Source organism: Alteromonas sp. RW2A1, from assembly GCF_001886475.1.
In the GTDB taxonomy this organism is placed as follows: domain Bacteria; phylum Pseudomonadota; class Gammaproteobacteria; order Enterobacterales; family Alteromonadaceae; genus Alteromonas; species Alteromonas hispanica.
Genome location: NZ_CP018031.1, coordinates 2122789 through 2135359, shown reverse-complemented (window position 1 = coordinate 2135359; position 12571 = coordinate 2122789). Strand labels below are relative to the sequence as shown.

The following is a 12571-nucleotide window of genomic DNA, read 5'->3' as shown; positions in this document are numbered from 1 at the left end:
AAATATTCGCAAAAGCGAAAAAAAACACACAGACAAAAATACTAGGTCCAGGGAGACTTACATGTTTAAAAATTCTAAGTTGGCTACGTCAGTCAAGTTAGCTTGCGTATTTGGTTCTGCACTCGCAGTATCAGCAAGTAATCTTGCATTGGCACAAGAAACAACGAACGACGACGCAACTGCTGATGAAGCAGTTGAAAAAATCACGGTCACAGGTTCTCGTATACGCCGCGTTGAGCTGAGCGAGAGTGCACCTGTATTCTCATTTGGTGAACAAGATTTAGATGTGCGTGGATTCACAAACGCCGCAGACCTACTTAATGCATCGCCATTGTTCGGTGGCTCACTAACTCCTGCTGGCGCTCAGGATGCTGAGAATGCTGGTCAAAACCAAGCAAACTTGTTTGACCTTGGAACCTCACGAACGCTTACACTAGTGAATGGTAAGCGTTTTGTAAGTTCTCAATCTGCTTCTCAGGGTGGCTCTCAGGTTGACATTAACGCCATACCAGTTGCGCTTATTGAACGTATTGAAGTGGTTCCACTAACCGGTGCTGCGACTTACGGTGCTGATGCAATCGCAGGTACCGTTAACGTAATCTTGAAAGATGATTATGAAGGCTTTGAGGTAACTGCGCAGTACGACGGTAACGAAGATGGCAATGCTAGAACATTCCAAATTAGCGCACTAGGTGGTGGTAATTTCGACGATGGTCGCGGTAATATAACTTTCGGTATTGAGTATACACGAAACAATGGTTTGCTTCTGTGCGACCAAGATTTTTTGTGTAACAACAATCCAGGTTTTGACTCTGCACAAAACGAGTTGCTTGATTTAGATGGAGATGGTTTGCCAGATGACTTCAATGGCGACGGTACGGTTGACGCAGCCGACAGACAATCTGTAAGTCTTGTTTATAATGAATTAAATCTACAGCTGTTTACACAGAATGGTGCTATCACTCCTGCCGGCGGTGGTTTTCTTCCGGCGTTTGGGTTGGGCTCTATGCCAGACGGAAACTTTTACGAGTTCAGCCAAAATGGGGACCTACAACAGTGCCAGCCAGGTACAGTACAAGCACGTAGCTTGATTACCCAAGGTGGCGAAGGCGTTTGTGGTTTAGATTTCTTCGACAGCGTGGCGCAAATTCGCTCTCCTACCTCACGTATGAACACATACGCGTCATTTAATTATGACCTTGCCGATAATGTGAGAATTAAAAACGATTTCATGTATGCGAACACAAAAGGAAGTGAATTGGTAAACCAAGGTGGTTTCCAAACCGGTTTCTTCGGCGGGACATCTGCTGCTATTAACATGAGTATCAACAACCCATTCCTATCTGAACAGGCGCGCTCGACGATAGTAAATACTGGGTACGGCGCAGACAGCTTTTCTGTTCACCGGTTTAACAATGATCTAGTGAGCCTTGGTGGCAACTCAAACGAAACACACGTTTGGCGTGCAAGCAGTATGTTAGAGGGCGAATTCGAAGCTTTAGACAGAGATTTCTACTGGGATGTGTCTGTAGTTCACGGCCGTTCAGATATTAATATCAGAACTACAGGTATTGTCGATGGTCGCTTCCTAAATGCAGTTGATGCACAGCGTGTCGACGACACTATGCTTGAACGAATTCGTGATGAACAGGGTCTAGACACACTAGATGATGCGTTGGCTGCTCTACAGGGAGCTCGCTCTCAGTTCACCGGTGGTTTCCAGCGTGGAGACATTATTTGTGGTGCCTATGCAGATTTAGCGGCAGGAACACTAGAAGGATTTAACTCACGTGCTTCTGGTTCGGGTCTTGTTGATGAGGACCTTCCGTTCCTAGATGGCTGTCAACCGCTTAACCTATTCGGGTCTCAAGCATCGCCTGAGGCACTAGACTTCATCACTGGTGGTTCGCAAATGTCTCAAGCGAGTAACTTGCAAACTGTTTACACGGCAAACATTGGTGGTACAGCGTTCGAACTTCCCGCAGGCCCACTAGATTTCGTAGTTGGTGTTGAGCGTCGTATAGAAAAGGGTGACTACGAGCCTGCAGTAGGCGGACGTGTTCCTATTACTCGTTCAACTATTGACCGTCCTGTAAGCGGTGGTTTCGACACTAATGAATATTATGTTGAGGTTGTTGCACCAATCGTATCTGAAGATATGGACATCCCCTTTGTTCAATATTTTGAATTAAGCGGTGCTTTCCGAAATCAAGAGTTCAATACAAATGCGCCTGCAGGTTTCCAAGACAGAACAACAGAAGAGGACGTTTACCAAGCCAGCATGAAGTGGCAGGTAATTGATGACCTCTCGTTCCGTGCTACCTATGCAACGGCGTTTAGGAACCCATCTATAAATGAATTGTTCCAGCCTAAGCAACAATCATTCATATCTGGAGATGACCCTTGTGATGCACGCTCTGTGGGCTTAGGTCCAAATCCAGCAGCACGAAAAGCCAACTGTGAATCACAAGGTATTGATACCGACACCTTTGTTTCAAGCATTCAAGACGGAACCATCCCAACAGGCTTGATTTCGGGTAACCCAGAACTAGGCGCTGAAACTAATAAATCCTACTCTTACGGTTTCGCTTACACGCCTGAGTTTGTAGAGGGCCTTCAGCTGAGTGTTGACTACTATAATCTAGAAATTGAAGATTTTATTGCTCAAGTTGATTTTGAAACGTTGGCGGCGACATGTTATGACTCCAATAACTTCCCGAATGAACCAGCTTGTAATACATTTGTACGTGGCGATGACTTCCAAGTTATTGAAGCTCGTAATCAGCCGGCGAACGTTGCACTTTCTACGTTTGAAGCGGTTTCTATCTCATTGTTCTATACTCATGATTTAGGCGAGTACGGTAACTTGAGTGTGAATTCATCGACGCAAAATAATATTACTAACGAATTCCAGGCAACTCCTGCCGCAGAAGTTACGGAAGATGTTGGTGACTTTGCCGACCCTGATTGGATTGGTACGGTTGATATCAACTGGTTGTACGAAGACTGGATCGTAAGTCATCGTATTCGTTGGCAGAACCCAGTTAAAATTGATGCGTTAGATCAGCGTCTATACGCGGATAGTTATACTGAGCTTGAAGATGGTACTTTCCAAGGTAACTTCACCAACGAGACTGATTGGCGTGCGATTCATGAGCTAAGTATCGGATATACTCTGGATTCATCGACAAATATACAGCTGAACATACTGAACCTTCTTGATCGCAAACCAGACGAAAATGGCGATATTGCATTTGCTGCAGGCCATTTTGGTATTGATGAGCGTTTAGGCCGTCGATTCAGCCTACGTGTTAACCATAAGTTTTAAGTAAAAAAGCTTAGTACTCTTCAGTAAACATATTGCTGAGTATAAAAAGTAAACAAAGCCGCCCTTTTTCGAAGGGCGGCTTTTTTGTTTGCCCAGCGAAGCTGGCAAACCCGTCAGGTTGAAAGAAACCTGAATCACCCTGACTGAGGGGAAGATAATCCGAATGGCAAGGGCTTAGCAAGTGATATGAAGTATGCAGGAGCCGTATACGAGGCCCGTACGTACGGTTCTGTGAGAGGGATGAGGCGCAAGCCTCACCCTACTCGATATTTTGATTGCCTCGTCACTTCTAACTCAAAAAACTTCGTGTTTGCGACATTTTGTCTTTTGAAGAAGCAGCTCACTTATACCAAGCGTTGAGTGAAAATGTGACTTTCGATACTGCTATGACGGTTGATGGCAAACGCATAGTGGTTTCTGCTTAAGAGTGGAAAGCGTTGAATGACGAACAAAGAAAGCAAATCTATTTCAATCTCGTGGAAAATGCGGCGAAAGGAAATGGCTTTTCTTTCGGGCGACGCGATATTAGTGAAAATGAGACTAATACAGTACTCAACCACTTCTTTTCAGCGATAAACAGCTAAAGGGTATTAAGCGCTATGAGTGAAATGACTGGGGTGGGAGATTTGAATTATGCCAGTATGCAGGCTACTCGGATTGTACCTGGCCAATTTCTCACTCGTCACAAAGATGTGGTGGAACAAGAAGGAAGAAAATTAGCTTACGTATTTAACTTGTCGCCAGAATGGCATCCAGACTGGGGCGGATTGGTGCAATTATTTAATGAAGATGGTACTACCACTGAAAGTTGGACTCCGAATTTTAATACCCTAAGCATATTCACAGTAGAAAATATTCACAGCGTAACTTATCTCATGCCGTTCGCTAAAAAACCACGATATGCTCTTACGGGCTGGTTTGGTAAACGATAACGCAACAATTTTAAAACAAAATACGCGTGAAACTTTAAATGGGTAAGTAACAAAACTAAAGTACGAGGTTGTACGTTCCGAGGTGTCTGTTTTTTGTTCAGGCAGCGCGCCATTTCCTTGCTAGCCGTGTAGTGTTGCTTGACTAACCCTTACATTCCATGTGAGTATAATAGGTTCGTGGTACTGGTTAGCGCCACAGGTACCACATTTTTGAAACAACATTGTAAAAATTTAATACGCCCCTTGCCCGAATATTTTCCTATCGGCGAGGATTCAAATAAGAAATTTGGTTGGGAACTATGTCCAAAATGAGCAAGAGAACTCTTATTGCTTCTACTGTTATGGGTGCATTCGCACTAACAGGTAGCGCAGTCTCTGCAGATACGCTTGAAGATCTTCACAGAGAAGAAGCGAAAATTCATGCGGCTGCGGCGAAATCGCAAGAAAAAATCAACACGTTGTTTGAACAATCTCAAGAGCTACTTGTAGAGTATCGTCAAACAGTAGATCAGACAGAAAACCTAAAAGTCTACAATGATTATCTAGCTAGCCTTGTTGCTGACCAGCAGCGCGGGATCGATTCTTTGCAGCGTCAAATTGACAGCATCGAAGAAACTAAGCAGGGCATTGTTCCGCTTATGTTCCGTATGATCGACAGTCTAGAGAAGTTCATCAAACTAGACCGTCCTATTCACCTTGAAGAGCGTCTTCAGCGTGTAGAACGTCTACGTGACCTTATGGCTAACTCTAACGTTACTGTTTCTGAGCAGTTCCGTCAGGTTCTTGAAGCATACTTAGTTGAAGTTGAATACGGCACTAAGATCAACTCTTACCAAGGTACGATTGACGATGCAGGTACAGAAGTTACTGTTGACTTCTTTAACCTAGGCCGTGCAGCACTAGTAGCGCTTTCACTAGACCAAACTCACGCGTGGGTATGGAATAACGAGAGCCGCACATGGGAAAAACTTGGTGATGAATATCTTTCATCAGTTGTTGATGCAGTTAAGATGGCTAACAACGTCATTCCTGCAGATCTAATCAAACTACCAATTAGTGCAGCGGAGTAATTGTTAATGAAACCAGTATTCAAATCTCTTTTAGCCGCTGCAACAGTTGCAGTTGCGGCAACCGGAGCACAGGCTCAGGAAGCAAAGAGCCTTAAGGATCTGTTAGACCAGGTCCAGCAAAATCGTGTATCTGAAGCACGTCTAGACAAACAGCGTGAGGCGGAGTTCCAATCTGCTCGTGCTGATAAGCAGGCGCTTTTAAGAAAAGCACAAAGCGAACTTAAAGCTGAAGAAGATCGTGGCGATCGTCTACAGCAGCAATTTTCTGATAACGAAGTAACGTTGAACGAAAAGGCAGCTGAATTAGACCAAGCAACAGGTACTCTTGGCGAAATGTTCGGTGTTGTTCGTCAAGCATCTTCTGAAGCTCACGGTCGTATCTCTACATCAATTGTTAGTGCTCAGTTTGAAGGCCGCGGTGAATTCCTAGCAGCAATGTCTGAAGACTCTAAAGGTCTTCCTAACATTCAAGAACTAGAAGACCTATGGTTTGCACTTCAAAAAGAAATGACTGAAGGCGGTGACGTTGTTAAGTTCACTACTGAAGTAGTAAACCTAGACGGTGGTTCATCACAGCAAGAAATCGTTCGTATCGGTACGTTTAACCTAATCGGTGAAGACGGTTACTTGGCATACGATCCTGAAGCAGAAGTTGTACAGCCTCTTGGCCGTCAGCCTGATGCGCACTTTGTAGCGTCTGCTAATGACCTAATTGATGCAACGTCTGGTCTTGTACCTTTCTATGCTGACCCTTCACAAGGTGCAATTCTTGGCCTATTGAAGCAAAAAGCAACTATGTCAGAGCGTTACCACGCAGGTGGCCCAGTTGGTTATACCATCACGCTAATGCTAGCTATTGGTCTACTGATTGGTGTGTATAAACTGATCACGCTTACTATTGTTGGCGGCAAAATGCGCTCACAGCTCAAGAATGTAAGCAACCCTTCTGAAGGCAACCCTCTTGGTCGTATTCTGAAAGTATACAAAGAGAACAAAAATGCCGATGCAGAAAACTTAGAGCTTAAACTTGATGAAGCAATTCTTCGTGAACTTCCACGTATCGAAAGCGGCATTAACGTAATTAAGATCTTCGCAGCAATTGCACCATTACTTGGTCTACTTGGTACAGTACTTGGTATGATTGAGACGTTCCAAACCATCACATTATTCGGTACTGGTGACCCACGTATGATGGCAGGAAGTATCTCAATGGCTCTTGTAACTACTGCTCAGGGTATTATTGCGGCACTTCCGCTAATTCTTACTCACAGCATCGTAGCTTCTCGCAGCAAGTCAATCATCCACATTCTTGATGAGCAAACAGCGGGCATCGTTGCTGCTCATACAGAGTCGGAGAAGGCGTAATATGAATTACCTGATTGGATTATTCGAATCGGTCAGGGACTTTATCGCTACCGGCGGTGACGTACTTTACTTCGTTGCTGCCGCGCTCTTTCTCATGTGGGTTTTAATGATTGAGCGTTATTGGTATTTAACCTCTGTTTTTCCAAAGGTGAAGAAAGACATCATCGCTAAATGGGATGCACGAGCTGATACCACTTCATGGTATGCGCATAGAATCCGTGACGCGTGGATTTCTCAAGCGTCAGACGACTTAACCGCAAGAATGCTGATAATACGCACCATCATTGCAATGTGTCCTCTTATTGGACTACTTGGAACGGTAACCGGAATGATCAGCGTTTTCGAGACAATGGCCACACAAGGAACCAGTAACGCACGTCTTATGGCTGCTGGTATCTCTATGGCTACAATCCCAACTATGGCGGGAATGGTAGCAGCGCTATCTGGACTGTTCATCAGTTCACGTCTTGAAGCGAAAGTGAAGCTGGCAAGAGAAGGGCTAGTTGATAGCCTGCCACATCATTAGAGAGAGAGATTATGGCTCGAAAAGTCAGAACCGAGGAAGAAGATGCACAGATAGACATGACTCCCATGTTGGATATTGTCTTCATCATGCTTATCTTCTTTATCGTTACCACTGTTTTCGTTAAAGAAGCAGGGATTGAAGTTAACAAGCCAGATGCGAGCCAGGCGGTTCTTCACAAAAACGCCAACATTTTTATCGCCGTAACTGAAGATGGAAACGTTTGGTTAGATAAACGTGAAGTAGAGCCGCACAGCGTAAGAGCGAATATTGAAAGACTGCTTACCGAGCAGCCAACTGACTACGTAATCATCCAAGCTGATGTTAAAGCAAAGCATGGTTTAGTAGTTGAGATAATGGATCAGGTTAAAGCCGCTGGCGTTAACCGAGTCTCGGTAGCGGCAAGGGGATAAGATGTTACGTATAATTGTATCTATATTATTAGGTGCTGGTGTTGCATTTGCCCTATTCGTTCTAATGGCTAAGTTGATTGAAAACTCATCTAGGCCTGCAGACGAAGTGCCGCCTGCGCCAGTGATCGATATTGTGATGCAGGAACCAGACGACCAGACGCAAACGCGTCAACGTGTTCCGCCTCCACCTCCGCCTCCACCGCCTCAGCCTCCAAAAATGGAGCAAGTTGAGCCGGAAGCTGCGGAACCTGACACAGACGGATTTAGCCTAGCTATTCCAGCTGTAGACACAGGTGGTGTTGGTGTAAACATTGGTGGCGTTGGTGCAATGCAGCGTGATGGTGAAGCAACGCCTATCGTTCGTATCGATCCTAAGTATCCACCTCAAGCGGCGCGTGATGGCCGTGAAGGTTGGGTTAGGTTGTCGTTCACTATCAACGAAGTTGGTGGTGTTGATGATATCGAAGTTATCGAAGCTGAACCAAAGCGTATTTTCGACCGCGAGGCACGCCGTGCCCTTCGCAAATGGAAATACAAGCCTAAGATTGTTGATGGCAAAGCTGTTAAACAAACTGGTATGTTCGTACAACTAGACTTCAAACTGGAGCAATGATTATGATGATACGTTCATTTAAAATGTCAGCTGTTGCTTTAGTGCTAGGCGCGGGGGCGATGTTCACATCGTCTGCTGCCTTAGCGCAGTCTTCTGCAGTGGTGTGTCCTGGATATGAAAAGGGCAAAACTACGTTGGTAGGCGAGCGTACTGGTAAAAAAGTACAGAAAGCGTTTGAGTTTTACAATGAAGACCAAGTCGATGAAGCGTTGAATATCCTATACGATATTGACCCTTCTGATGATTTTGACAAAGCATATGTAAAACGCTTCATTGGTAACTTACTTGCTTCTCAAGAAGGCAAAGGGATGAAGGCTTACGGTTTCTTGGCTGATTCTGTTCAGCCGAAGGTACTAAACGATCTGGAGCATTCTCAGACTCTCAAGTTATTGGGCGATTTGAGTATGCAGGAAGAGAAGTTTACTGACGCCGTTAAGTGGTATAACGCGTGGATGGATTTCACTTGTAAAGAAGACGCCGATGTATATACGCGTTTGACTCAGGCTTATTATGAATCTAAGCAATTAGACAAGATGATAGAGCCAGCAGATAAAGCAATAGCTTTATACGAAGAGCCAAACAAAAACCCGTATGTATTGAAACTGACGTCTTTCTACGAGCGTAAGATGTATCCAGAAACTGTGGCTGTGGCAGAGGAACTTGTACGTAAATTCCCTGAAGAGCCGCGTTGGTGGAGTCAGTTAGGTTTCTTCTATCTTTCTGTTGAAGATTATAAGAAAGCTTTGTCTACATTCGAACTTGCTTACATTCAAGGTTATCTTGAAAAAGAAAGCGAGATAAAAGCACTTTCTCAACTTTACCAAACAAATGGCATGCCGTATCGCGGTGCCAAGGTTATGGAAAAGTACATAAAGTCCGGCTTGCTTGAAGAAGATGAAAAAATGTTAGCTAGTCTAGCTAATGCTTATCACTCTGCGAAGGAATTTAAAACAGCGGCGTCGCTTTATGGTAAAGCTGCTGAGATGAGTTCTGATCCAGAGCTTTACAAAAAGCAAGGCACGCTTTTACTTGTTGCTGAAGACTATAAAGGCGCTATTAAGGCATTAGAAAATGCGCTTGATAGAGGCGTTGAAAAGCCTGCTAAAGTTCACTTCACACTTATGGAAGCGAATTTCTATGCGGGTAACTTCAAAGAAGCCTTCAGACATATTCAAGAAGCTAAGAAAGATCGCTCTCTTCGCCGTAACGCATCGGCGTGGGAACCTTATATCAAGGAAAAAGCGAAAAATCGCGGCATAAGCATTTAATCGATTTGCTTGTTCAAAAAGCCTCCTCACGGAGGCTTTTTTGTTTTACTAATCCTTTTGACTTTCTACATTGCACAAAAAGCGCTGTACTAAGCTTTTAAGGCTATTATTAGTCTCCTTTTTTCCTGAGGTTTCTATAACGCCTTCCAGTGTTGCATAGTTGAGTTCTTGCTTTGATAACAAGGGTATTAGTTTTTCACTAGTGCATTGGGGGTAGGTTGCGAATATTGCATCGTGAAAGCAATCGCCAAAGTTGATTGAGCTCGCCTGGTGTTTAGAACAACTATCTTGCCGCTTAATCGTATTGTTATATCTACACGTGTTTTCGGATATAGATTTTGCCAGGGAAGAGACTATAGGCCAAACGCTTTCTAGATGCCTATATCCGCTTACAAAGTGCGATAGCTTTTTGATGTACAGGTCTTGCAACTGGTAGCTAATATAAATGAAAGGAAGTTGTTTTCGGTGACTCTCGTAGATATTGTTAAGTATAGACTCTACTTCTTTTGCGCGGCTTGAAAGTGAATAAATGCTTAGCGCACTCACTTCTCCACTAGCTTTATTTCTTTTTTCACCCCTATACACGCACTTGAAATGATTGGCATCCCAAAACATATTTACATGTTCGTCGATTCCGTAAGAGGTAGTTAAAAAATCCACTTTTTTTCTGCTTGCCGCCTGCTTTATCTCACTAAGAATAGCTTTACCAAATCCCTTTCTTTGATACTTAGGGTGTACAGCAATACGGTTGATACGCCAGTAGGTTAACGCAGCATTTTTACCATTAGCGGTGAGCAATGTAATTCGTTGAGCGCTCAAGTGACCTTTAGGTCTTCGTTTCCCTATGGCAATATCATCCCCCAACTCTTGAAGCGCATTACCGCCTTCTTTATTGACTACCGCGGCGCCCACAACACGAGAATGGTGAAAGTGCACGAATAAAATAAGGTCAGGGCTGTCCATTAGGCGCATGAGATCGTCTGGTGAAGTTTGATAATGCGCAAGGGCTAATAAACTCATCACTTGAGAAAGCTCAGTCTCGTTAAGACGGGTAAACGCTGTAGCTAGTATTTGGGGATGTATATTGAGCTCATCGTTTTTTAAATGATTTTCAATACTGGTCTCTTGATTATCTACTTTGTCGTTAAGTTGCTTCTGTCTCAACTCGTCAGTGCTGTTAACCGAACTAGCCGATAACTCAATAGTTGATGAAGCGTTAACGTCTTCAAACAAGAACACACCTCTTAAAAAGTCCTCGATAGGATCATTTTCCAACCAGCGCAGTGGCGTTGTAAGTTCTATCTGATTAAGGTCGGTGCTTTTTGTGCGTTTTAGGAAGTTGGTTAAACGCGGCATAAGTTTATGCAGGAAGCCACTTCCGCTCCCCTCATAACCTTGAATAGTGGTGCTTAATACCCAGCTACAGTTTTTTTCAACAATTTCAAAAAGCATAGGCAGAGGAAAGGAGGCGGCTTCGTCGATAAGGATAACGTCATTATTACCTTGCTTAAGCAGTGTATTATCGGGGGCCATCCACTCGATAACACCATCGCCCAATATGTATTTTTTATCAGAAATTTTACGCATCTTTAGAAGCTGAGTACTTTCCGATATCTTTTCTAATTGGTTAAAAACAACATGTACATTGTCTATAAGGGTACTCGTTAACAACACCCGTTTGCCTTTACACAACAGGTACCAAGCAAATATACCTAATAATGTAGATTTCCCGCGGCCTCTTGGTGCAGAAACAATTGTGTTTAGATTGCCGTTGCTATATTGCTCACAAAGTGCGTTAAATGCCTGCTTCTGTTGGGATGATAGAAAATGAACACTCCCATTTTCAAAGTCATTTTCTACCAAACTCGTGCTGCTCTGTTCAATCTTAAAGTCATCACTATGTGATGAGACAGTCATAGACTGTGCTTCTGGTATGTAAGTATTCTCTTGGCTGTGAAGGGCTACTCGCTTGTCAGCGTTCAAATGCTGTACAACCCTTGTTATATAGGCACTGAGGTTAATTGAATAACCATGAGAAATAAACGGGAAGTCGTGTTTATACGGCCATGTCTTAAGTGCTGGGGTTACTAGAATTAAACAGCCAGACTTTTTTACAGTTCCTGCTAGGGCCATAACGTTGCCTGGGCTGAATGATTCATGGCAATGTAAAATACCGATATCTCGTTCAGAACCTAAAAGCACTTTTCTGTTTTTACCTTTTAGTTCTGAGCCGGTAAAGGAACCTACCTGAATATTCTCAGGAATATTGTTCATCAAAAAACTAAGGCTGCTACGACAGAAGGCTTCATCTCCCGATATAACAAGTATGCGCCTGTGATAATCAATAGGTTCGCTTGCTAATGCTGCGTTGCCCATGTCGAGCTTCGACTCATAGCTATCGGGGGTAAGAAGCCATTCGCGTAATTGTTGTAGCGCCATGTAAAGTTTTTTTCGGTATAATTAAAGTCATATAGTAGCGATTTATATTAAGGAATTCGAATGCGCTTTCTCTCTCGGCGTTTAGTTATGCCCAACGATCTCAATTATGCCAACTCATTGTTTGGCGGTAGAGCACTAGAGTGGATTGACGAAGAAGCTGCCATATGGGCGATATGTCAGCTTGAAACCAATTGTTTGGTTACCAAGCACATTGGTGAAATTAGTTTTGAATCGCCAGCAATGCAGGGCGATATTGTTGAGTTTGGTTTAGAGACCAAGGCAGTGGGGCGAACCTCTATTACCGTAAGTTGCCTTGTGCGTAATAAAGCGACGAAAAAAACAATCTGTTTTGCCGACGATATTGTTTTTGTAAAAGTTGACCCTGAGTCTAGACAGCCTACTGCCCACGGAAAAACATTAGAAGGGTTAATAGCGCAAACCGATGATGAAGTTCGCAGATTAAATCTGAATATAGATAAAAGCTGAAGGCCGAATGCAAGCGCATGTAAATTTTCACAACGTTTTGAATTTTTAATAAGTTAGAAGAAATATGAACTTAGCTTAACGCTTGCTGTGCTTGACCGAACAGAGGGAGGTGGTACACTCCGTCGCGTTCGTTA

General features: G+C 43.6%; 10 protein-coding genes. 9 read left to right on the top strand and 1 reads right to left on the bottom strand.

What is annotated here, in order from left to right; translation table 11 throughout:
* Window positions 1–61: 61 nt before the first annotated feature.
* From BM528_RS09620 to BM528_RS09585, 8 genes are all read left to right on the top strand, one after another.
* Window positions 62–3328: a TonB-dependent receptor domain-containing protein gene (locus BM528_RS09620; RefSeq protein WP_071981249.1), complete on the top strand. Its 3267-nt coding sequence runs from the start codon at window positions 62–64 to the stop codon at window positions 3326–3328.
* A 599-nt stretch (window positions 3329–3927) separates the two neighbouring features.
* A complete protein-coding gene (locus BM528_RS18380; protein ID WP_083595251.1) occupies window positions 3928–4260 on the top strand; it encodes a 2OG-Fe(II) oxygenase in 333 nt (110 codons plus the stop codon).
* A 308-nt stretch (window positions 4261–4568) separates the two neighbouring features.
* Window positions 4569–5330 (top strand): DUF3450 domain-containing protein, encoded by a 762-nt coding sequence (locus BM528_RS09610; protein ID WP_071979608.1) that lies wholly within the window; start codon window positions 4569–4571, stop codon window positions 5328–5330.
* A gap of 6 nt (window positions 5331–5336) precedes the next feature.
* Window positions 5337–6695: a MotA/TolQ/ExbB proton channel family protein gene (locus BM528_RS09605; protein WP_071979607.1), complete on the top strand. Its 1359-nt coding sequence runs from the start codon at window positions 5337–5339 to the stop codon at window positions 6693–6695.
* A 1-nt stretch (window position 6696) separates the two neighbouring features.
* A complete protein-coding gene (locus tag BM528_RS09600; protein WP_071979606.1) occupies window positions 6697–7221 on the top strand; it encodes a MotA/TolQ/ExbB proton channel family protein in 525 nt (174 codons plus the stop codon).
* A gap of 11 nt (window positions 7222–7232) precedes the next feature.
* Complete coding sequence (locus BM528_RS09595) at window positions 7233–7631, top strand: ExbD/TolR family protein (protein WP_071979605.1); 399 nt, start codon at window positions 7233–7235, stop codon at window positions 7629–7631.
* Between the two features lies 1 nt (window position 7632).
* Complete coding sequence (locus BM528_RS09590) at window positions 7633–8244, top strand: energy transducer TonB (RefSeq protein ID WP_071979604.1); 612 nt, start codon at window positions 7633–7635, stop codon at window positions 8242–8244.
* Window positions 8245–8246: 2 nt separating this feature from the next.
* Complete coding sequence (locus BM528_RS09585) at window positions 8247–9512, top strand: tetratricopeptide repeat protein (RefSeq protein WP_083595250.1); 1266 nt, start codon at window positions 8247–8249, stop codon at window positions 9510–9512.
* Between the two features lie 48 nt (window positions 9513–9560).
* Here BM528_RS09585 and BM528_RS09580 read toward each other — a convergent pair whose 3' ends face one another.
* Window positions 9561–11951, bottom strand: coding sequence for a GNAT family N-acetyltransferase (locus BM528_RS09580; protein ID WP_071979603.1), 2391 nt, complete (start codon window positions 11949–11951; stop codon window positions 9561–9563).
* A gap of 60 nt (window positions 11952–12011) precedes the next feature.
* On the opposite strand from BM528_RS09580, the gene BM528_RS09575 reads away from it, so the two are divergent.
* Window positions 12012–12437: an acyl-CoA thioesterase gene (locus BM528_RS09575; RefSeq protein WP_071979602.1), complete on the top strand. Its 426-nt coding sequence runs from the start codon at window positions 12012–12014 to the stop codon at window positions 12435–12437.
* Window positions 12438–12571: the final 134 nt, after the last annotated feature.

Coding starts and splice junctions, on each gene's coding strand:
- BM528_RS09590 (WP_071979604.1), top strand. CDS start 7,633: ATGTTACGTATAATTGTATCTATATTATTAGGTGCTGGTGTTGCATTT.
- BM528_RS09610 (WP_071979608.1), top strand. CDS start 4,569: ATGAGCAAGAGAACTCTTATTGCTTCTACTGTTATGGGTGCATTCGCA.
- BM528_RS09600 (WP_071979606.1), top strand. CDS start 6,697: ATGAATTACCTGATTGGATTATTCGAATCGGTCAGGGACTTTATCGCT.
- BM528_RS09585 (WP_083595250.1), top strand. CDS start 8,247: ATGATGATACGTTCATTTAAAATGTCAGCTGTTGCTTTAGTGCTAGGC.
- BM528_RS09575 (WP_071979602.1), top strand. CDS start 12,012: ATGCGCTTTCTCTCTCGGCGTTTAGTTATGCCCAACGATCTCAATTAT.
- BM528_RS09595 (WP_071979605.1), top strand. CDS start 7,233: ATGGCTCGAAAAGTCAGAACCGAGGAAGAAGATGCACAGATAGACATG.
- BM528_RS09605 (WP_071979607.1), top strand. CDS start 5,337: ATGAAACCAGTATTCAAATCTCTTTTAGCCGCTGCAACAGTTGCAGTT.
- BM528_RS09580 (WP_071979603.1), bottom strand. CDS start 11,951: ATGGCGCTACAACAATTACGCGAATGGCTTCTTACCCCCGATAGCTAT.
- BM528_RS09620 (WP_071981249.1), top strand. CDS start 62: ATGTTTAAAAATTCTAAGTTGGCTACGTCAGTCAAGTTAGCTTGCGTA.
- BM528_RS18380 (WP_083595251.1), top strand. CDS start 3,928: ATGAGTGAAATGACTGGGGTGGGAGATTTGAATTATGCCAGTATGCAG.